The 19,386-nt window shown below is 57.6% G+C and carries 16 protein-coding genes; 11 read left to right on the top strand and 5 right to left on the bottom strand.

What is annotated here, in order from left to right:
* Nucleotides 1-442 precede the first annotated feature (442 nt).
* Nucleotides 443-1,240, bottom strand: a complete 798-nt coding sequence (locus BUA38_RS11955) for a hypothetical protein (RefSeq protein ID WP_072818106.1) — start codon at nucleotides 1,238-1,240, stop codon at nucleotides 443-445.
* A 496-nt stretch (nucleotides 1,241-1,736) separates the two neighbouring features.
* Between BUA38_RS11955 and BUA38_RS11950 the strand changes: the two genes are divergently transcribed.
* From BUA38_RS11950 to BUA38_RS11935, 4 genes are all read left to right on the top strand, one after another.
* Nucleotides 1,737-3,260 (top strand): SGNH/GDSL hydrolase family protein, encoded by a 1,524-nt coding sequence (locus tag BUA38_RS11950; RefSeq protein ID WP_072818105.1) that lies wholly within the window; start codon nucleotides 1,737-1,739, stop codon nucleotides 3,258-3,260.
* Between the two features lie 832 nt (nucleotides 3,261-4,092).
* Nucleotides 4,093-4,806, top strand: coding sequence for a hypothetical protein (locus BUA38_RS11945; protein ID WP_072818104.1), 714 nt, complete (start codon nucleotides 4,093-4,095; stop codon nucleotides 4,804-4,806).
* Entirely contained in the window at nucleotides 4,803-5,174 is a 372-nt protein-coding gene (locus BUA38_RS11940; RefSeq protein ID WP_072818103.1) for a hypothetical protein, read from the top strand. The genes BUA38_RS11945 and BUA38_RS11940 overlap by 4 nt, the downstream gene beginning before the upstream one ends.
* Nucleotides 5,175-5,717: 543 nt before the next feature.
* On the top strand, nucleotides 5,718-6,935 hold the full coding sequence (locus BUA38_RS11935; RefSeq protein WP_072818102.1) for an ABC transporter substrate-binding protein: 1,218 nt from the start codon (nucleotides 5,718-5,720) through the stop codon (nucleotides 6,933-6,935).
* Between the two features lie 183 nt (nucleotides 6,936-7,118).
* Here the strand turns inward: BUA38_RS11935 and BUA38_RS11930 are convergent, their stop codons facing one another.
* A complete protein-coding gene (locus BUA38_RS11930) occupies nucleotides 7,119-8,096 on the bottom strand; it encodes an ABC transporter substrate-binding protein (RefSeq protein ID WP_072818101.1) in 978 nt (325 codons plus the stop codon).
* 520 nt (nucleotides 8,097-8,616) lie between these two features.
* Between BUA38_RS11930 and BUA38_RS11925 the strand changes: the two genes are divergently transcribed.
* The 4 genes from BUA38_RS11925 (at nucleotide 8,617) to BUA38_RS11910 (ending at nucleotide 11,185) form a co-directional block, all read left to right on the top strand.
* Entirely contained in the window at nucleotides 8,617-8,856 is a 240-nt protein-coding gene (locus BUA38_RS11925; protein WP_072826056.1) for a PilZ domain-containing protein, read from the top strand.
* A gap of 643 nt (nucleotides 8,857-9,499) precedes the next feature.
* Nucleotides 9,500-9,889, top strand: a complete 390-nt coding sequence (locus BUA38_RS36670; RefSeq protein WP_156898500.1) for a hypothetical protein — start codon at nucleotides 9,500-9,502, stop codon at nucleotides 9,887-9,889.
* Nucleotides 9,890-10,433: 544 nt separating this feature from the next.
* Nucleotides 10,434-10,625, top strand: coding sequence for a hypothetical protein (locus BUA38_RS11915; protein ID WP_072818099.1), 192 nt, complete (start codon nucleotides 10,434-10,436; stop codon nucleotides 10,623-10,625).
* 320 nt (nucleotides 10,626-10,945) lie between these two features.
* Complete coding sequence (locus BUA38_RS11910) at nucleotides 10,946-11,185, top strand: hypothetical protein (RefSeq protein WP_072818098.1); 240 nt, start codon at nucleotides 10,946-10,948, stop codon at nucleotides 11,183-11,185.
* Between the two features lie 268 nt (nucleotides 11,186-11,453).
* On the opposite strand, the gene BUA38_RS11900 is transcribed toward BUA38_RS11910, so the two are convergent.
* Entirely contained in the window at nucleotides 11,454-13,346 is a 1,893-nt protein-coding gene (locus BUA38_RS11900) for a putative bifunctional diguanylate cyclase/phosphodiesterase (RefSeq protein ID WP_072818096.1), read from the bottom strand.
* A gap of 3 nt (nucleotides 13,347-13,349) precedes the next feature.
* Nucleotides 13,350-14,777 (bottom strand): sensor histidine kinase, encoded by a 1,428-nt coding sequence (locus BUA38_RS11895; RefSeq protein WP_172806020.1) that lies wholly within the window; start codon nucleotides 14,775-14,777, stop codon nucleotides 13,350-13,352.
* A 212-nt stretch (nucleotides 14,778-14,989) separates the two neighbouring features.
* Between BUA38_RS11895 and BUA38_RS11890 the strand changes: the two genes are divergently transcribed.
* Nucleotides 14,990-16,468: a sensor histidine kinase gene (locus BUA38_RS11890; protein WP_072818094.1), complete on the top strand. Its 1,479-nt coding sequence runs from the start codon at nucleotides 14,990-14,992 to the stop codon at nucleotides 16,466-16,468.
* Nucleotides 16,461-16,853 (top strand): response regulator, encoded by a 393-nt coding sequence (locus tag BUA38_RS11885; protein WP_072818093.1) that lies wholly within the window; start codon nucleotides 16,461-16,463, stop codon nucleotides 16,851-16,853. Before BUA38_RS11890 ends, BUA38_RS11885 begins: the two co-directional genes overlap by 8 nt.
* A gap of 87 nt (nucleotides 16,854-16,940) precedes the next feature.
* Here the strand turns inward: BUA38_RS11885 and BUA38_RS11880 are convergent, their stop codons facing one another.
* The gene (locus BUA38_RS11880; protein WP_172806019.1) at nucleotides 16,941-17,687 is read right to left on the bottom strand and encodes an outer membrane protein; all 747 of its coding nucleotides are present in this window, start codon (nucleotides 17,685-17,687) and stop codon (nucleotides 16,941-16,943) included.
* 314 nt (nucleotides 17,688-18,001) lie between these two features.
* Here BUA38_RS11880 and BUA38_RS11875 point away from each other — a divergent pair, with 314 nt between their 5' ends.
* Nucleotides 18,002-19,345, top strand: a complete 1,344-nt coding sequence (locus BUA38_RS11875) for an aminotransferase class I/II-fold pyridoxal phosphate-dependent enzyme (RefSeq protein WP_072818091.1) — start codon at nucleotides 18,002-18,004, stop codon at nucleotides 19,343-19,345.
* Nucleotides 19,346-19,386: the final 41 nt, after the last annotated feature.

The raw sequence follows: 19,386 nt of genomic DNA, 5'->3' as shown, positions 1-19,386 counted from the left end.
TCCGAGGTGTGAGTTTGACGCCAACGGGAATTCGCGGTTTTCGCCAAAGCAGGTGGTGAGCTCGCGGTTCTCGTCCCTTGCGTTGAGGAAGAGAGAAAGTCGCCCGTTTGGAGCTTCACGAGTCCGGCGATTTAGTTGTATCTGTCGGCGGGGCTGCTGGCGCCCCTCGACAACGAAGGTGCGGAACTTGCTACCTTCTCGCTCGGCGGTACTTCGGCGTTGCCACTGAGGCGGCTAAAGGAAGCCGGGGGAGCGACCCCCGGCCCCTCGGCCTAACAATGGGCCGGCTACTCGACCGCACATTTGGGGTGCGACCCCGTGCATCAAGGATCGTCCATGCCCTAGGGTTAGACCAACCCTCAAATACAGAATATCATCGCTCAACAAGACCGCCAATCGAAACGGCTTGATCAGGCTTGGAGAGCGTCACTTCCTGCTAGGTCTAATTGCGCAAACCGAGGCTTTGCAGGAACGACGGTGCCTGGGCATTTTGTACAGACTGACCCTGTACTCGGGCGTCTTGTACGGGCGGGACTTGTATTCGTACATTTTGCTCCTGCCGGGCCCCTTTTCGGGGATTTTGCACCGACTGGATCTCTGCCCGCGCATTCTGCACGTGACGGACCTGTCGGTGCACTTGCATGGGTCGGACCTGTTGTCGGGCATTTTGCACAACCTGTGATGAGGCATCTTGCGCGGGTTGTGCGGAACTGACCTGTGCCCGTTGATCTTGCTGTGCCGCCCACGCTTGGAATTGCTTGAACAAGTCATCGGCTGACGGTTGACCCGCTTCGGCCCGACTCTGATCGGCAGGTTCAAAAGCGGCAGCAATTTCGTTGCGTGTTGGCGTATCCGTTGCGATGCCGTCTGATGGCGGCGCCGACTCAGGGTTAGCGCCGGGGTTAATTGGCGCCTCGTCCCTTGCGGTCGGCAGTAGATCCTGAGTGCCGGCGGTCGATTGAATTGTTGGCGCCGATTGACCAGTGCCAGGACGCAACGCCGATGCGTCGAACAGCGAGGCCTTGACGTTCGCAAGAAGCATGACTGGATTTCCCACCGATATAACCGCGACACCGATCGCTGTCGCCGTTACAGCCAAAATACTCGTCTTGAGGATTCGCGACGAGATAACCGCTCTATCCCAAGCGCTCCCGATATCCCACTGCTCAGGTTCTTCGGCATGTTCGGCGAGAAAGAGAGGCAAAGGATGGTCGTTAGTCAAACCGTCTTTCGTCGGCATTGGGTGATGCCTCCTGATTATTGGTTTACGAGTACGCTGCTATTGAGGGCCAAAAAGCGACAATCACCGCCACGATTGAGGAGAATCCTTGATTTCACTGGGGTTTGGGAACCGATCAAGCGGGAGGCGGACTTTCGTGAATAAGAATGCAAAACTTTCGCTGTTGGCGCGACGAGACGAACGCTGAGGCGGACGCGAAGTCGTGTGGTCGTGACGTCTCGACGCTGGCGTCAAGCAGGCGACGATGCTCCGCACGGTTTTGTCCGTCGGCCAGAAAGTTGGAGGTCACCCTCGCACTGCGTGATTTCTGTTCATAGAGGAAGACCGGAAGTGTGCGGGGCGCCGTCAGGGCGATGCGTTTGGCCCGAACCGGACATGGGCTGTTGCTCGTTTGGCCCTCACTGGCGGTAACGCTCTTCACGGTAACCTGAGACTCGTCACAGCGTTAGTGGTAGTCTTCGTCGAGGCGAGTTATGCGTCTGTGCGGTCCAAGAGCATGCCGGACAAGCCAAAGAAGCCGTGCATCTTTACCGAGAGTGGCCGGTTGATTGCGCTAGCCATTGCGGCGGGGATGGTGGTCGGCATGGTCGGACCCACTTCGGCGCAGTTCTTTAATTTCGGTGGATTTCAGCAGCGGCCGCAACCACAACGCGGTGGCGCCGGCTTCGGTGGCGGCTGGCCTGGTAACGACGCGGTTACGCCGTTCCAGCAGCATGCGCCGCAGCCTCGTTGGAATGGCCGGCAAACGTTACAGCCCGTGCAAGGGGATTTTTCCAAGGCGCCGCCGCCCGACAAACGCAATACTGTACCGGAGCGCCACATTCTTGTGCTTGGTGACGCCATGGCGGACTGGCTCGCCTATGGTCTTGAAGACGCCTATGCCGAACAGCCCGACATGGGCGTGATCCGCAAACACAAAACAGTTTCCGGCCTGATCAAATATCAGCCGAAGGGCGATCCGGCCGATTGGGCCGCCGCCGCCAAAGGCATTCTCGCCACCGAAAAAGCGGACGCCATTGTCGTCATGCTCGGGCTCGATGACCGTATCGCAATTCGCGAGCCCGCGACCGATAAATCCGACAATAAATTGCCGGACAAGAAGAGCGACAAGGACGCCAAGGCCAAACCTGACAGCAAGCCTTCAGGCGCAAGACCCGCCGCGAAGCCCGATCGCTCAACCAAGGCTACGGATTACGAATTATCGCCGGCCGATGCCGCCGACAACAGTGATGTGCCGCCGACGGTCATAGCACCGGAGAAAGCCGCGCGCTCGCCGAACGGCCTTTATGAGTTTCGCGAGGGACCTTGGGTCGAGCTCTACAAAAAAAAGATCGAAGAGATGATCGGCGTGCTTAAGTCCAAGGGGGTGCCGGTGTTATGGGTTGGTCTGCCGGTGGTGTATGGCCCCAAGGCGACCGCCGACACGCTGTTCCTGGATTCGCTCTATCGCGATGTGGCCGGCAAGGCCGGCATCACCTATGTTGATGTCTGGGATGGCTTTGTTGATGAGGCTGGCCGCTTCCTGCAGAAGGGCCCGGACTTCGAAGGTCAGACCAGACAGCTGCGTTCTTCTGACGGCGTGTACTTCACCAAGGCCGGCGCGCGTAAGCTCGCACATTATGTCGAGCGCGAAATCACGCGCCTGCTCGCCGCGCGTTCGTCGCCGATCACACTGCCAACCGAGCCTACGACGCCCGACGCCAATGCACTGCCGGGTCAGCCGACGCCGCGTCCGCTGGCCGGGCCGATCGTTCCCTTGGCGGCCTCCTCGGTCCCCACCGATCAATTGCTCGGGGCGCCGGGTACACGACCTGCCGCGGTCGATGCGCTCGCCGCACGTACGCTGTTCAAGGGTGAAGCGCTGACGCCGCCGCCCGGCCGCGCCGATGATTTTGCGTGGCCGCGCCGCGAAGTCCGACACGAAGAGGCCAAGGGTGAGACGCCATTGGCATCGACATCGCTCGATGCCAATGCCCGGGCACCGGAGGCATCGCTAAAGTTGAAAAAGCATCGCCGCTAGAGTTTAGGACTTGGCGGGGTGCCGGTCCCGACCGTGGGGGGTGGGTCAATCTCTAGCAAACCGGCGTGCGCCGACCGGCCCCACTATCACTCAGGGATTTTTTTCTGCTCGGCTGCCATTTTTGAGCGCGAGTTGGCCGGTTTTGTAGCAGCCCCCAACTTGGGGTCTAAGAAAATCTCGCTGTGTCGGATACTTACGGAGATGGTGTAGCCGAAGGTGGGGCAGCGGCTATCGGCAGCTAACTATTTATTTTCAGTGAGCTCACAGCCTCATCTGAAAAAGTATCGCGAAATTCGAGGGGGGTATTCGAAGGTCCGCTTTCGGATGCGAAGCAGACCATGATCATACAGAGCAAGAACGTCCGCAGATCCCACAACAGACATACACTCGGCTGAAGTTATACTGCGCGACGAAAGTCGGGATAAATTTGTCGGTCGCTGTCGGCAGCCAGAATGATCGCGTATGTCCGGCAGCATTGCGGACACCAGAATCAGGGACATTGATTGGTAAACAATTCTGTCGCCGCAAAGCACTGTTATCACGCGGTCCAACGCATCTGCAGCTGCTTGCACGAACCCGGCGATGAACTGCTCGCAGGCGTCGGTAAGCCTGCTGATGGCGCATTGCCAAATTGAGTGATAGCGGTCGCGCCTGTTAACCACGAAACAAATCTGCGGATGAAAATGCTAAAATTTAAGATAAATTGAATCAATTGGGAGAGTTCACCGACGCGCTGCGTCTCGTGAGCAAGCAAGGATAGCTTTTTCTTCTTCGTGTCGCCGTCGGCGGACGGCTGTGAATTTTCATTTCACCGGCGCGCGGAGAACCACACATGAAGCGGCTTTTGTCGGCTGCCATCGTTGCGATGGCGGCGAGCGGGCCTGCGTGCGCTCAATCATCGACGGCGATGGGGACGGGCGTCGGCGTTGCCAAATCAACGTCGACTTCGCAGGCGATCTCGGGGCAGGGCGGCGCGGCGACGATCACCAGCAACAGCACCGTGCCGGCCGATCAGACGGTCAAGAACGTGCCGGGCGTTGTCGCACCGGGCTTGGCCGCGGCCGGGCTCGAAACGTGCCTCGGGTCGATTTCCGGCGGCGGAGCGTTTGTCGGGACCGGATTCAGCTTCGGCACCACGATCCCTGATCCTGGCTGCGCGGCGCGGCTCGATGCTCGGACGCTGTGGAGCATGGGCCTGAAGAAGGCCGCAGTGGCGCGGCTTTGCCTTAACGGCGACGTCTATCGCGCGATGCCGGAGGTTTGCGACCAGTACCTGCCGCCCGCGCCCGCCCGCTACGCGCGGGCGGAAGCTTCCGGGGAGCAGTCCTCCACCATCGGCGATATTTGGCTGGTGGGGGCGACCGGCAAGAACCGTCTTTGCAAGGACTACGATGTGACCCAGCAGCGCTGCCGCGTCTGGGCTCGCACCGTTCACCGCTCGGCATGGAAGAAGAAATCGGTGCCGAGCAGTGAAGTCATTCACGCGGCAGCATCACCCGTCCCGGCAACCGCCGTGGCGGGAACCGAAAAGGAGGAGTCACAATGAAGAAGCTATTGATGAGTGCCGCGTTCATCGCTCTGGTGGGAAGCATTGTGCCGGCCGATGCCGGCTCGACGCTCGCCATTGGTGGTGGTTTCAATCTTGGTAATGTGACCACGATCACCGGCGCTGGAACGTTGGGTAACGCAGCAGCGGCCTCGGCGGCCAATGGTATCAATACCTCGGTGGGGAGCGGTGTTGCCGTTGCGACGCCTGCGGGAAGCCTCAGTGCGGGCATTGGCAGTTCCATCGGCCAATCGGTCGGTCAGTCCGGTGCAGTGGCTGGTCCGGGTGGCGGTGCGGCCTTGAGCGGCGCCTTCTCCAACAACCATGGTGTCGGTGTCGGCGGAGGCTTCACCAACGTGCTGCCGTAACGTAGACGACAGCAGCATGGTGGCAAATCCTCGTCACCATGCTGCTGATCGGGCCACGGTTCGATGTTTGATTACGTGAAGACGCAAAGGGAAAGAGAAGCTGCTGTTAGCAGTGCCGCCGCGATCCTAGCCCGCCCCGACGCGGCGATCGAATGATTAGCCCGATGTCCGAGTCTGGCACATTTGCGACATGCCGAATGACCCCGAGAATGTCTGCTATTTCGGGAAGACCGGAAGTGAGGGGCGAGCGGTCAGCGTGACGCGATTGACCCGATTCGGACATCATGTGCGGACCCACTGTTGGCACTTTTGAGACATGCCTGGCCGGTCTGTGTCTGCTCATAAGGGCCCGACCGGAAGTAATCGGCAGAGGGTCAAACCGACGCGACTGATCCGAGGCGGACACGGGCTGGTCAAATATCGCCGACCGCAACCTCTGATCCAGATATCCCTTACCTTCAAGTTGCAGTAGGATTGTCGAATATGCCGTAGCTTTTAGTGGGAGAGGTAGTGTCGACCAATGCTTGTTGGTGGGAGGGAATTATGGGCAGCCTGCGACTGTTGATGGTGGGTGTTCTCGGACTGGCGACTATTGCTGCAAGCCCCTCGCTTGCTCAAAGGAAGTACGATCCGGGTGCTAACGATAGCGAAATAAAGATCGGCAACATCATGCCCTACAGCGGGCCGATCTCGTCCTACAGCGTCATTGGCAAGACAGAGACAGCCTACTTCGAAAAGATTAACGCGGAAGGCGGCATCAACGGACGCAAAATCAAGTTTATCAGCTATGACGATAGCTCCAATCCCGCAAAAACGGTCGAACAGGCGCGCAAGCTTGTCGAGGGAGACGAAGTCCTTTTGATTTTTCAGAGTCTCGGCGGCTCGATGAATATTGCCATCGAGAAATATCTAAATGATAGGAAGGTGCCCCAGCTTTTTGTTTCGGCTCCTAACAAAAGATTCGGTGATCCGAAGAATTTTCCATGGACGATGGGGTGGTCACCGACGGCCGATAATGAGGGACGCATCTACGCGCAGTATCTGCTTAAGAACCATCCAAGCTCCAGGGTCGGCGTCCTTTATCTAAACGTCGATGTGGGCAAGGAATATCTGATGGCCCTCAAGGAGGGCCTCGACGGCAAGATGCAGGTCGTTGCTGAAGTCCCTTACGAAATCACCGATCCGACGGTCGATTCACAGGTTATTTCCCTCAAGGAATCCGGTGCCGACATCATTTTCTTAGCGGCTACGCCGAAGACAGCTGTCCAAGCTATACGCAGGATGGCTGAGTTGGATTGGAAGCCGATCCGACTACTCGCGAGTATATCGAATTCGATCGGCGCGGTTATGAAACCAGCCGGCCTTGAGGTCGCAAATGGCATTCTGTCGGCGGGCTATCTCAAAGATCCCTCTGACCCGCTTTTGAAGGATGATCCGGCAGTTAAGGAATGGGAGGTCTTCATGGCCAAGTATTATCCCGAGGGCGATCGCACCAATACATTCACGGCCTACGGGTATCTCGTGGCTCAAACCATGGTCCAGGTTTTGAGGCAATGCGGCGACGATCTCACACGCGAAAATGTCATGCGCCAGGCCGCCAACATCAAAGACCTTGAATTAGGACTGCTACTTCCTGGCATCAAAATTAATACGAGTCCAACTGACTATTTCCCTGTAAAGCACATGCAAATGACTCGCTTCAATGGCGAAACCATTGAGCTCCTCGGTCCTCTCTACAGTGGAGTGGTCGCTGGTAACTGACACTAGATGGTCCACGCGGCAAAATCCCGTCGGCGTCTAGGTCGACTCATGGCACCTTTGACACATACCGAACGACCCGAGAATGACTGCTTATCGGGGAAGACCGGAAGTGAGCGGCGCGCGGTCAAAGCGACGCGAATGACCCGAACGAGACATGGGCGCGAGCAACGCCACCACCGCCGTTTATTCTATTACCTTGTCCGCACGCGCTATGAGCCCGGTCGGAATTTCGTGACCGATCGCCTTGGCCGTCTCGAGATTGATGACCAGCTCAAACCTTGTCGGTTGTTCGATAGGAAGATCGTAAGGTTTGGCGCCGCGCAGCACCTTGGCGACTAACCGGGCCAGCTCACGGTACCATTGAGTGATACGCGGACCGTACCCCGCGAAGCCGCCCTCTTCTGCCATTTCAGGCCACTGGTACATTGCGGGCAGGCGCAACGCTGCGGCGCGCACGATCACGGTATGCCTATTGAAGAAGAACAGCGGCGTTGCCAGAACGTTGAGTGCTTGGGCCCCTGAGGCACTCGCCGCGTTCAAGGCTGGCGCGATCTCCTCGGGTGTGCGTGCGGAAACAACCGATAATTCGACGCCGCGAGCGCGCGCCCGATCCCTTAAGACCTGAAGATGCTCGGTAGTGGCGACGTTGGGATCAGCGAGCGCGGCGACGCGCCGAATGCCGGGCACCGCCTCCATTAAGATATCTTGCCGCTTGCCGTCGAGTTCCGGCGCGAACAGACTGACGCCGGTGATGTTGCCACCCGGCTGCCGAAGCGACGGCACCAATCCATCCGCCACCATGTCGTCGGACGAAGCAAGTATAGCAATCGTCTTCGTCGCCGCCTGCGCAGCGCGGGTGGCAACCGGACCAGTGCTGACGATTGCATCGGGCGCCGCTTCGACAAGTGTCACAGCGGTTTCAGCAAACTGTTCGTCGCGCAGACCAAATCCGCCAGCGACAATCGCTAGATTTTGGCCGCTGCTGAAGCCCGACCTGCGCAATTCTTCGAAGAAAGCAATGATATGCGCCGCGTCGCGCGGGCCCCCGCTCAAGAAGCCGATACGGTAGATGCGGCCCGCTTCTTGTGCAGCGAGCGGCAACGACACGCCGAGCGATGCCGTTGCGCCACTGAGAAGGCTGATGAACTCGCGGCGCCTCATACCAGCTCCCTTACTCAAAGGTTTTCAGTGTTGAACACGATAGCACGCCAAGGCGGACGCCGTCCGTTTGATAAGGCCATCTGTGACGTTTGGGCTTAGCACCGTCCTGACGGCGACTGATTTCCCCTTCTGGGCACTAAACCGACATGCCGCGATGACCAACTTGAGTCTGCTTTCAGGGGTAAACTGGACCCCGCGATTGCGACCAGCGATTTCCGAGTTTGGGCGGAAGTGCGATAATTCGCGACATTCGAGGAGGGCCAACCGGTCATTCTTGTTGCCTGCACGGAAAGCTATGATTAGCGGATAATTAACGATTGACGTTGAAGATAACAAAGCTTTTCAAATGTGTTTTTTTCTCATTTCGAAGTTTGCTGACTTCATTTGGTGATGCTCGCTGTGTGTGCGAACGAGGGCTAGCATAGTTTCGCAGCTCAATAGCGGCAGTCAGTTCGCTTTTTTCTCGCGTGGCGGAGCTGCAACCCGGAAACAACGCAAAGCTTATGTCGGGGTTAGCAGGATGGTTCAAACTCGGAGTGCACCGCGGGTCCGTGTTGCGAAGCCTGCCATAATCGAATGCGGCGGCGACAAAACTCCCTGCATCGTTCGCGACATATCGATGACCGGTGCTTCACTGGAAGTTTCGCAAGCAAAGGGGATGCCTTCAACATTCTCTCTGATCTTGTCGGAGGAAAGGTTGAATCTGCGGTGTCGGGTGGTGTGGCGAAGAGACTTTCGCCTGGGCGTTACGTTCGACTGAACTTATATCTAAGGAACCTTAGCAGCCCAGAGTAATGATGAAATCTTGCGGTGAGATCTGAATGTCTGATCCGCCCCGATTTGAGTTCAAGTCAGTTAGATCGATTTTTCTACTTCAACAAATGGTATTCCGAATAATGCAGATGCTCTTTTTGCGAAACATTGCCTTGCTAGACACGGAAACGCTTGCGCCTGGTGAAGCACGAGAAGCGCTCTTTCGTGACCGCCGGGGATACCTCTTATATCTCTCAACGTGCATCCCGTCGCTCTTCAACGAGGAGAGAATCATTCGGTTAGGCGCACGCGAAGCGCTTATCTGGCTGAACGAGGGTGAATGGAATCAAGGGTCATTTTGGGGTTAGCTGGTGCTTTCATGCAGGATGCTCGTTTCATCTCGACGGCTACGAACCTTATCGCTTCTTTTGGTCAGCCTCTGCCCGTTTGCCCAAGTTGCCATTCGAAAATGGTGATGTCTTGTCGCGAAGATTGGCGTTCAGAACCGCTCATTTTCACATTCGAGTGCCGGAGCTGTCGCCTTGTAATGCAGCGGGTCACGGCGCCAAAATCTCGGACAGATAAGCTACCATCAACCAAGTCTGCCAACGCTGCGTGCACGTAGGCAAACTCCGTTCTGGAGGGTCCCGATGGATAGCGATTATAGCCGTTCAAAATCAGACAAGCGAGTCACTGAGGATCGGCGGTCTGGCACGGACACGCGCTCAGACGCAGAAAAACAGATGATTGGTGAACGACGCGAAGCGGTAGACCGGCGGATGGAGAGAAAAACCATTCAGGCCGGCGTTAGACCTACTAACGAGCAGTTGTCACTTTTTACAAGGCGGTTAAGACGAGCTTTAGCCAGTGAAAGGGGTCGAGAGTTTTTCGGAGTAGCGCGGAGCGAGTACGATTTTTCAATTTACCCGGAAGTTCTCCGAACACTTGAATGGATCGAAAGCAGTTTCGCTACCGACGAGACTCCGCTACCAACAGAGAAAATAACTCTGAGAAAAGCGCTTTCCGATATCAAGCCTTAGAACCTCGAACCTGCTTTCCATGCTGCACACTAACGCGGCGGTTGCTCCGGCCCCGAATCGTCATCATGTAATCGAACCGTACATCATCATTCGCCTTGTGAAACGGGCTCTTGAACAGCGTCTATGTCCGCAGTTGATGCTGCGGCGCTGATTGATATTGTCGCCTAAGGAGGCTCTCGACGCCAAGCCATGACTCTTTTTTTATACGATAATGGCGTTGAAATCGCCTGTCCCCGGTGCGGTATGACAGCGCCAAAAACGATTGCTTGGGTGTGCGCCAATGATCGCTACCGCTGTGCGGCATGTAACTTCGAATTCGATCTGGCACTCGACGAGCGACTTGCCGGATTAGATCGGTCGAGTGCTATTGACGAGAGTCGCCCTTAGTTCCATGGGGCAACCTCGAAGGCAGCAATTTTCTCTGGTCTTATTAACCTTTATAGGGCCGAATTTTTTTGGCCCGGCGCGATTTGCGTTAACCGGCGTGAATTAGAACGTTCCTGTTTAAGGCAATAGATGCTTCAAATTTGAGAGGAGCGTCGCCGTGTACAGAATCATTCACGTCGATCAAGACTGGATCGTTTGCGAGGGGCAAATCGGCATCATTAAGTTCGACCGGAAAGCCGCTGCGCTGCGGGCTGTGCATGATGCAAAAGAGCTTTTGCACAGCAATGAACCTCTAGAGAGAAAACCAATCAAGTCAATCGCGGTTGGGACCCGCTGGTTGAAGGCGTAGATTGGCGGAACGTGTCTATCCAGGAGCCGCCTGAAGGCGGCTTTTCCTTTTGGATGTGGCTCGCATCCGCCATGTCCGGGTTTGGCACGAAACAGACATGCTCAGTTGCAGACGATGTCCGTTGTCGGAGGGTGAAGCGGACGCGCCGTTTGGCGCAATTGGACTACAGCGACCGAAATAGAGCCGCCGGTGATATGTCGCGTCCCAATCGAGCAGTTTATCTTCAAATTAAGATCAACCTGGGATTATCGACTTAACCGCTTCGTTCGCGATTTACGGATACCGTCCGGCCATGTGTGTGCAGAGCGGAGTTCTGCTCGATGGGCATAATAACAGAAAAGGAAGTAGATAGGTTTTTTGCCGAAGATAACATGGGTCGGCGTTATACTGTCGTTCGTAAGCAGGACATGGTTGTCTGCCGGCCGTTAGGGGGCTCGGTAATTAGAATTCCCGGCAAGATTCGCTACAGCCTAGTCACGGGCGAACAGCTCGATGGTCGCTTTGATGGCAGCCTCGTGATTATGAACGACGCTACTGTTCTCCATAAGGTGGAGACCTGAAACGGTGCGGACCAATGTGGGTCACGCCAATCGCCGCCTGCGGGCGGCTTCTTATTGAGATTTCCGATTTTGGCCCAAGGCCGACACTAAGCAGCCGTCATCAGATGCCCGCTGTCGGGAGATAACCGGCGTGACAGGAATGCCGTGTTCTCGCATCGGGCGATTTGCACGCTGCGACAAAGCTGCAGCATAATCTGCTTCGAAATTCTCGAGCATGAAATGTAGATCCTGAAATTCATCAGCAAAAACGGCATCGACGACTCACTCATTACTGTTCGTTCAATTTTGCGAGCACGCCGGCGACTTGGCTCGCCACAATGGGTTTGCTATAAAAATATCCTTGAACCTCGATGCAGCCTTCGAGATTTAGACAGCGCACTTGCTCCTCGGTCTCGACGCCTTCGGCGGTGGTCGTAATTCCAAAGCTGACGCCGAGCCCGGCAATTGCGCGAACGATCGCAAGGCTCCCCTCATCGACGAGCAAGTCACGCACGAACGACTTGTCGATCTTTATCTTGTCGAATGGGAAGCTGCGTAAATAACCGATACTCGAATAACCCGTACCAAAATCGTCCATCGAGATGCGGACGCCAAGTTCGCGCAGTCGATTCAAAACCGTAATATTGCGCTCGGACTTTTCCAACAAGACAGATTCAGTGATTTCCAGCTCAAGCCGAGAAGCCGGGAGGCCAGAGGAAGCCAGCGCGCTCACGACGGTGGACACCAAATTCCCCTTTGAGAATTGTAGCGGCGACAGGTTGACGGATATCCGGATATCGTCCGGCCATTCCACTGCTTCTGCACACGCCTGCCGAAGGGCCCATTCGCCGAGCTGGACGATAAGGCCCATATCCTCGGCGACCGGAATAAACTCCGACGGCGGGACCGCGCCGCGATCCCTGTGGTTCCAGCGCATCAGCGCTTCGAAGGCCGTCACCCGCTTCGTCTGCAAGTTGACCAGCGGCTGGTAGTAGAGCTCGAATCCGCCCTGCGCGAGCGAGGTCCGCATATCCCTCTCAAGCGAACGCCGCGTCTGAATAACCGCGTCCATCTGCGGGTCGAAAATTCGGTAGGTGCCGCGGCCATCGGACTTGGCGCTATACATGGCGAGATCGGCGCTCTTGAGCAGGCTTTCGGTGCTCATTTCGCCAGGACGGGCGATCGCGATGCCTATGCTGGCGCCGACGGTGACTTCATGACCATCGATATTGTGCGGCTCAGCGACGATTTCGATGATCCGCTCCGCGAGCAACGTCGAAGATGTGGGCTGCGGGCTCGACATCTGAAGGATGGCAAACTCGTCGCCTCCGAGTCGGGCGATCCGGTCGGTGGAGGGAAGCAGATCGCGCAGCTTCGCCGCGATGGACTTCAACAACAAATCGCCGACGGAATGTCCAAGCGTATCATTGACGGCTTTGAAGCCATCGAGGTCCAGGAACAGCACCGCCAAAGGATGCGGCGTCACCGAGACGTCCTTTAGCGCCTCATCGAGCTGTTCCTTGAACAAAAGCCGATTGCCGAGGCCGGTCAGGGAATCGTGATAGGCCAGATACTGCGATTTTGCCTGCAATTCCTCGCGATCCGCTATCTCTTCCTTGAGCCGCTGATTGGCATCGATCAGCCGATGGGTCCGCTCCTCGACGCGACGCTCGAGGTCTTCGTTGGCCTTGCGCAATTCCTCGTTGGCCGCCGCTACCTGCTGCTCGGCACGCCGGCGGCTCAGCTGCGTATTCACGCGCGCCAGCGCCACAGCGAAGTCAACCGGCTTGGTGACGTAATCATTGGCGCCCTGCTCGAGCGCATCGACAATATTGTCGCTTTCCGATTTGGCGGTGACCATGATCACCGGCAGCGCGGAGGCGGATTTCTGGCTGCGAATGCGCTTAAGCGTCTCCATTCCGTCGATGCCCGGCATCATCACGTCGAGGAGAACCAGATCGAACGGAGTCTTCTCGATCATGTCAATGGCAATCAGGCCCGACTCGGCTTCGGCGACATCAAAGCCCCGGCGCTCGAAGCGCCGTTTGAGAATTGAGCGGTTGTCGCTGATATCGTCGACGATCAACAAGCGCGGCTGCGCCGCAGGCTGGCCGTCCGCTGCATCGGCCACTTGATCGGGAGGCGAAAAAGCCTCGCGGAGATTAGTATGGGAATTGGACATTTTTTATGCTGCTGGTGAATGTGCGAAATTTAAAACGACGCCGGCGTTGTCTTCCGTATCTTTTTGTTTGGTCATGCAGGCGAGCACGCGAATCGTGAAGCTCGAGCCCTGGCCGACTTCGCTCTTAACGGAAATGCCGCCACCCATCAGCGCACACAGCTTCTGACTGAGCGCGAGCCCCAGGCCCGTGCCACCGTATTTGCTGGAGGTCGAGCGGTTGGCCTGACCGAAATTCTGAAACAGCCGTCCGATGTCGGACTCGGCGATGCCGATGCCGGTATCCTGAACCTGGATCTCGATCCAGTCGCCAACCAGACTCTTGCGGCGCTGGACCGTGAGCGTGACCGTTCCGTCACGGGTAAATTTTGCGGCGTTGCTCAAAAGATTGAGGGCCGCCTGCCGCAACTTGGTTTGGTCTGTCGAGACGACGCCGAGATCCGGCGGGCATTTGACCACCAGTCTGTTCTGGTGCTCGGTCACCATTGGCTCGACCGTGGCAACCACCTCCCGCACCATTTCATCGAGATCGAACTTCTCGATCTTCAGTTCGATATGGTTGGATTCGATTTTCGAAAGGTCGAGAACGTCGGTCACCAGCGATAACAGATGCTTACCGGCAGAGTTGATGCGTTCGAGGTCGGCCTTCTTCCGGCTGTTCTTGCCGTCGAGTTCGACGTCATCGAGCAGGATTTCGGAAAAGCCAATCACCGCGTTGAGCGGCGTGCGAAGCTCGTGGCTCATCTTGGCGAGAAAGATCGATTTCGCGCGGTTGGCCCGGTCCGCCATGTCCTTGGCCTCGCGCAGGCGAACCGCCGTCTCGCGATGCCGCTCCGCCTCCCGTTCAAGGTCGGACCGCATCGAAATCATGTTGGCGTAGTAGATCGCCATCCAGGACATATAGATCGTCGCCGAGAGGATCGATATCCAGCCGACCATCGAAAGCTGCTCATGGGAAAGCAGGTCCGGAAAGCCATAGGCGAGATATGCGATCACAAAGCCCGTAATGTTGAACGTGAACAACCCGACAACCAGGATCGGCCGCTCCGAGAGATAGAAAAATCCAAGCAACAGGCTGACCAGCAGCCACGGCAGGAACGGCGAACTGACGCCGCCGTAAAAGTAGGCCCCGAACAGCGAGGCGAAAGCGAGTAGCTCGACCGAGATCAGGGCCGACAGCTGCAAATTGCCCGTGTACTTGTAGACGAACGGCAACGTCCAGAACAGCCAGATGCCGATGATGATCGTCCAGCACGCAAATCCGGGATGTGGATCGCTCAGATAAAGAAAGATGCTGATCGACTGCGAGAGCAGGGGCCCGAACAGATGCGTAAAGACGTAGTTCTGCGCGAGACCATACTCGGAGCGCTCCAGCTTGGCGGCAGCCGGAATGAACCAGTCCATTAACCTGACAAGCCGGCTCCAGATGAGCATTCTTCTTCGCCTCGCTGACTTCTGTCGGATTGAACTTAGCGTGAGCGGTTTTAAAAATGGGTTTAGCTTTGCCTTTTCATGCATTAACGCCGTTTTAAGCCAGGCCTGAAAATGTTAGTTGAGGGCGATTATGCGCGCCCTCGTGCAGCACAGGAATCCGTGCGCACGGAAAGCAAATTGGCAAAATCAATTGCAGAAGGCGGCGCCAGGTCATGAAAGCCAAACTTGCAACGGCAATTGCTGCGCTCGATCGTCTGGTTAATTATTTCATTCCAGCCAAGATCGCAGCCGATCGCGATACGCGAAACCGGGCGCACGTATTTCTGGTCAGCCACATTCTCGGCCCGTTCATCGGAAGCGTGGTTCCGATCACGATCTATCTGCTGGATCCGGAGCCCGGGTATGACGTCGCGGTTCTGGCGACATCGATCATCGCATTCTGGGCGTTTCCCTTCGTGCTGCGCGCGGGCGTCCCTTACAACCCGCTGGCACTGATCTCGATCGAGAACCTGATCTTCTGCATCCTGTGGAGCTGCTATTTCTACGGCGGCGTTACCTCGCCGACGCTCGCCTGGGTGCTCGTCATTCCCTTGCTCGCGTTCTTCTATCTTGGCTCGTCGGTCAGGTTGCGCCTGATCTTCCAGGCGATGCTTGCCGTCAATGTTGCGATCTTCGGCGTCTTCTATTTTCTTGGTTTCCACGTCAATAACAGCCTCCCGGTCGCCGCCATGCAGGGCCTTGGCCTGGTATCGACGACGGCCGCGGCTATCTACGTGGCGATGATGGCGCTCTATTACGCGCAGGTTCAAGCCTCGCAAGGCGAGCTCGAAGGCGAGATGCGCCAGCACATGGCGACCGCAACCGCGTTGCGTGCCGCCACCGAAGAAGCCGAGCGCGCCGGTGCGGCTAAGGCCGAGTTTCTGGCCAAGATGAGCCACGAATTGCGCACCCCCCTCAACGCCGTCATCGGCTACAGCCAGATCCTGCTCGAAGACGCCGAGATCGAAGGCGATAACGCCAGCGTTGCGGATCTTTTCAAGATTCACGTGGCCGGCCAGCACCTCCTGAAACTCGTCAACGAGATCCTCGATTTGTCGAAGATCGAAGCCGGAAAAATGGAGCTCGACCTCGAGGAGGTCGATATCCGCGAATTGCTTGAGCAAGTCGTGGAAAACGCTAGGGCCGCCGCCATCGGCAACGGCAACGCGTTCAACGCCTCGATCTCGCCTCGTCTGGGCATGGCGCTTTGCGACGCCGGCCGATTCAAGAACATGGCGAGCCAGTTGCTGGATAACGCCGCCAAATTCACGCAAAACGGCAAGATCGAGTTCATTGCCGATCGTATCCTGTACGAAAGCGGCGACCAGCTCGTGGTTGACGTCATCGACACCGGCATCGGAATTTCGCCGGATCAGATCACGCATCTTTTCGAAAAATTCACCGTGGCGGACGATTCCAGCACCAGCAAATACGGCGGAACCGGACTGGGTCTGGCACTCAGCCAAAAACTCTGCAAACTGATGGGTGGAGAGATTTCGGTCGAAAGCACGCTCGGAAAGGGCAGCCGCTTCACGATCCGGATGCCGTTGGTCGCGGGCCGGAGACGGACCGATGCCGATGCGGCCGCTACTCTTGTGCCGGAGAGTTCTGAACAGCCGCTTCAGTCTGCTGCGGAAGTCCATCATGCATAAGATTCTGCTTGTCGAAGATAATGAAATGAACCGGGACATGCTGACCCGGCGCTTGCAGCGTCACGGATTTTCGGTGTGCTGCGCCGTTGATGGCGTCTCCGGCGTCGCCATGGCGGCGAGCGAATCTCCCGACCTGATTCTGATGGATGTCGCGCTCGGCGAAATGGACGGCTGGGAGGCAACCCAGTTGATCAAGGCCAATCCGGCGACATCAGCGATTCCGATCATCGCGCTGACCGCTCATGCGCTCGCCAGCGACCGCGCCAGGAGTGTGGAAGTCGGCTGCTCCGGCTTCGACACCAAGCCGGTGGACCTGCAGCGCCTGCTCGGCAAGATGCGGGCGCTGTTGCCTGCGGATAATCAGACCAGCGCGGCGGTTGCATAAACAGAAAGGGCGCCGTTTCCGGCGCCGATTTTTCTTTCAAATCTTCTAGCGTATCGCCCGTCAGTACTTGGTGACGACCGGGTTCGCTCAATCGAACCTGTAATTGACGCCGACGAGCGCCTCCTGGCTGCGAAGCCGCAACGAAATGGTATCCGCCAGCGCGCCGGCTGTGCCGAAGGCCGGGATCAGGCCGGTCGCGTAGAGATTGGTGCTCTTGGTCCCGAAATCCAGATAGTTGTACTCGCCGAAGACCGACCAGCCGGGAGCAAACTTCCATTCGAGGCCGCCGCCGACCGTGTAGCCGGTGCGGGTGAAGCTGGCGTTTTCCGCCAGCACCGGGAGGGCAAGCGCCGAAGCGCCGGCGTTGGCCCACGCGACGCCGCCCTTGACGTAAGCGAGAACGGCGGGCGCGACCGCGTAACCAAGGCGCGCGGTGACTTCTTCGGTGTTCTTCAGCTGGTAGGAAGCGGTGATGCCGGGAAACGGGGCAACGGCGTTGCTCGACGTGATCTTTCCGAAATCCGCCTTAACCTGGATGCCGATGATCCAGTTCGATGCGAACTGGTAATCGCAGCCGATCTGGCCACCGCCGATGACGGCCGAGCCGCTGCTGCTGCCGTAGTCGAACGGAGGCACGAACACCTCACTGGCAAAGCCAGTTCCGTCGCTGTGGGTTTTGTCCCAGCCCGCGCCGACGTTGCCGCCGAGATAACATCCGCTCCAGCTCGGCGGTGCCTGATCAACCGGCGGCGCTTTGGTGTAGGCCCGCGGCAGGTCTGCCGCAAGAGATGCGCATGACCCCAACACGGTGCCGACAGCTGCAGCGAGGGACACGATCGCGCTTGACCGGAGCATGCGGGACCCATTGTGAATTCATCAGCTGCACGACCCAGCAAATGGCTTGCAGCGCCTGAGCTTTATGACCTCGGAAATGCAGCTTTATGGTTAATAATCCGCTAAGTGGAACTACTGGCGCGCAAGACTGCGCAGCGGATGACTCTGTCGCCTGACAACCAAAAATTTATAACGTCATCAAAAAGTCCGAAAAAACAACCGGATCGGTCTCAGGCACCATCAGACGTTAACGTCGGCGACGCATCGTGCGGTATCGGCAAAATAAGAGACTAATTGGCCGAACGGGGTTGACGATGACTACCGACACCTATGCGCAAGTGCCTGCGGCTGCCTTGACGGGCAGCATGCGTGATTTTCGCGTGCCGGGCGGCGCTGACCTGCTGGGCCGGACCGAAGGTTTTTACCGCTGGCAGGACCTACGCCGGCAAAATGGCCTTTGGCCGTTCTCGCGCGCGACCGAAGACGGGCCGAAGACGATCTGCGCGGCGCAGGACGACAGCGGCAACAGGATGCAAGGCGTCAACTTCGCATCGCAGGACTATCTCAGTCTGGCTTCACATCCCGAGATCAAGGCTACCGCGATCGAAACCATCGAGCGCTGCGGCGTTCACAGCGCGGGCTCGCCCGCGCTCGTCGGCAACACCTCGCATTCGGTTTCGCTCGAGCGCAAGATCGCGGAATTTCTCAACATGGAGCACGTCGTTCTGTATCCGACCGGATGGGGCGCTGGCTTTGGCGTTGTGAAAGGCCTGGTGCGGTCGGCCGATCACGTCGTCATGGACATGCTTTCGCATTCCTGCCTTCAGGAAGGCGCAAACGCCGCCACCAACAACATCCATCTGTTCCGGCACCTCGACAACGACTATTGCCGCGACATCCTGGCCAAGATCCGCGCCAAGGACAAGGATAACGGCATTCTGGTGATCACCGAAGGCCTGTTCTCGATGGACTCGGACACGCCCAAGCTTCTCGAGCTTCAGGAACTCTGCCGCGAATACCGGGCGACGCTGGTCGTCGACGTCGCGCATGATCTCGGCTGCCTCGGCAAGGAAGGCCGCGGCCATATCGGCATGCAGGACATGTTGGGCAAGATCGACGTGGTGATGGGAAGCTTCTCGAAGACGTTCGCCTCGAATGGCGGATTCGTCGCGAGCAGGAGCCGCGCGGTAAAGGAATATCTGCGTTTTTACAGCGCGCCGGCAACCTTCTCCAACGCGCTGTCGCCCGCACAGGCGGCGACCATCCTGAAGGCGTTCGACATTGTCGATTCGCTCGAAGGGCGCATGCTGCGGCTTGAACTGCTCGCCAACGTCCTGTCGCTCCGCCGCGAACTGACCGAGGCGGGCCTGGAATTTTATGGCGATCCATCGGCAATCGTTTGCGTCAAAATGGGGTCGGAAGGACTTGCCCGACTCGTATCGCGTCGCCTGCCCGGTCTTGGCCTGGTCGCCAACCTGGTCGAGTTTCCCGCGGTCCCGAAGGGCGCCGCACGTATTCGCATGCAGGTCATGGCAGACCACAGCGAGCAGAATATCAGCGATGCGGTTCGAATCCTGAAGACGGCCAAGACGGAAGCTGAGCAGGAGCTCGAAAGCCTTGGCAACGAAGCGCAGCCTGCCAGACGAACGGCCGCGTAAGACTTTTCACCAGCCGCATTCATCAAAGTTGCTCTTGGGTT

This window comes from Bradyrhizobium erythrophlei (assembly GCF_900142985.1).
Lineage (GTDB): Bacteria > Pseudomonadota > Alphaproteobacteria > Rhizobiales > Xanthobacteraceae > Bradyrhizobium > Bradyrhizobium erythrophlei_B.
The sequence above is the reverse complement of the archived record's forward strand: the minus strand, read 5'-3'. Positions and strand labels throughout refer to the sequence as shown.

Coding starts and splice junctions, on each gene's coding strand:
- BUA38_RS11895 (WP_172806020.1), bottom strand. CDS start 14,777: ATGCTCATCTGGAGCCGGCTTGTCAGGTTAATGGACTGGTTCATTCCG.
- BUA38_RS11950 (WP_072818105.1), top strand. CDS start 1,737: ATGCCGGACAAGCCAAAGAAGCCGTGCATCTTTACCGAGAGTGGCCGG.
- BUA38_RS11900 (WP_072818096.1), bottom strand. CDS start 13,346: ATGTCCAATTCCCATACTAATCTCCGCGAGGCTTTTTCGCCTCCCGAT.
- BUA38_RS11885 (WP_072818093.1), top strand. CDS start 16,461: ATGCATAAGATTCTGCTTGTCGAAGATAATGAAATGAACCGGGACATG.
- BUA38_RS11940 (WP_072818103.1), top strand. CDS start 4,803: ATGAAGAAGCTATTGATGAGTGCCGCGTTCATCGCTCTGGTGGGAAGC.
- BUA38_RS11925 (WP_072826056.1), top strand. CDS start 8,617: ATGGTTCAAACTCGGAGTGCACCGCGGGTCCGTGTTGCGAAGCCTGCC.
- BUA38_RS11945 (WP_072818104.1), top strand. CDS start 4,093: ATGAAGCGGCTTTTGTCGGCTGCCATCGTTGCGATGGCGGCGAGCGGG.
- BUA38_RS36670 (WP_156898500.1), top strand. CDS start 9,500: ATGGATAGCGATTATAGCCGTTCAAAATCAGACAAGCGAGTCACTGAG.
- BUA38_RS11930 (WP_072818101.1), bottom strand. CDS start 8,096: ATGAGGCGCCGCGAGTTCATCAGCCTTCTCAGTGGCGCAACGGCATCG.
- BUA38_RS11875 (WP_072818091.1), top strand. CDS start 18,002: ATGACTACCGACACCTATGCGCAAGTGCCTGCGGCTGCCTTGACGGGC.
- BUA38_RS11890 (WP_072818094.1), top strand. CDS start 14,990: ATGAAAGCCAAACTTGCAACGGCAATTGCTGCGCTCGATCGTCTGGTT.
- BUA38_RS11935 (WP_072818102.1), top strand. CDS start 5,718: ATGGGCAGCCTGCGACTGTTGATGGTGGGTGTTCTCGGACTGGCGACT.
- BUA38_RS11955 (WP_072818106.1), bottom strand. CDS start 1,240: ATGCCGACGAAAGACGGTTTGACTAACGACCATCCTTTGCCTCTCTTT.
- BUA38_RS11910 (WP_072818098.1), top strand. CDS start 10,946: ATGGGCATAATAACAGAAAAGGAAGTAGATAGGTTTTTTGCCGAAGAT.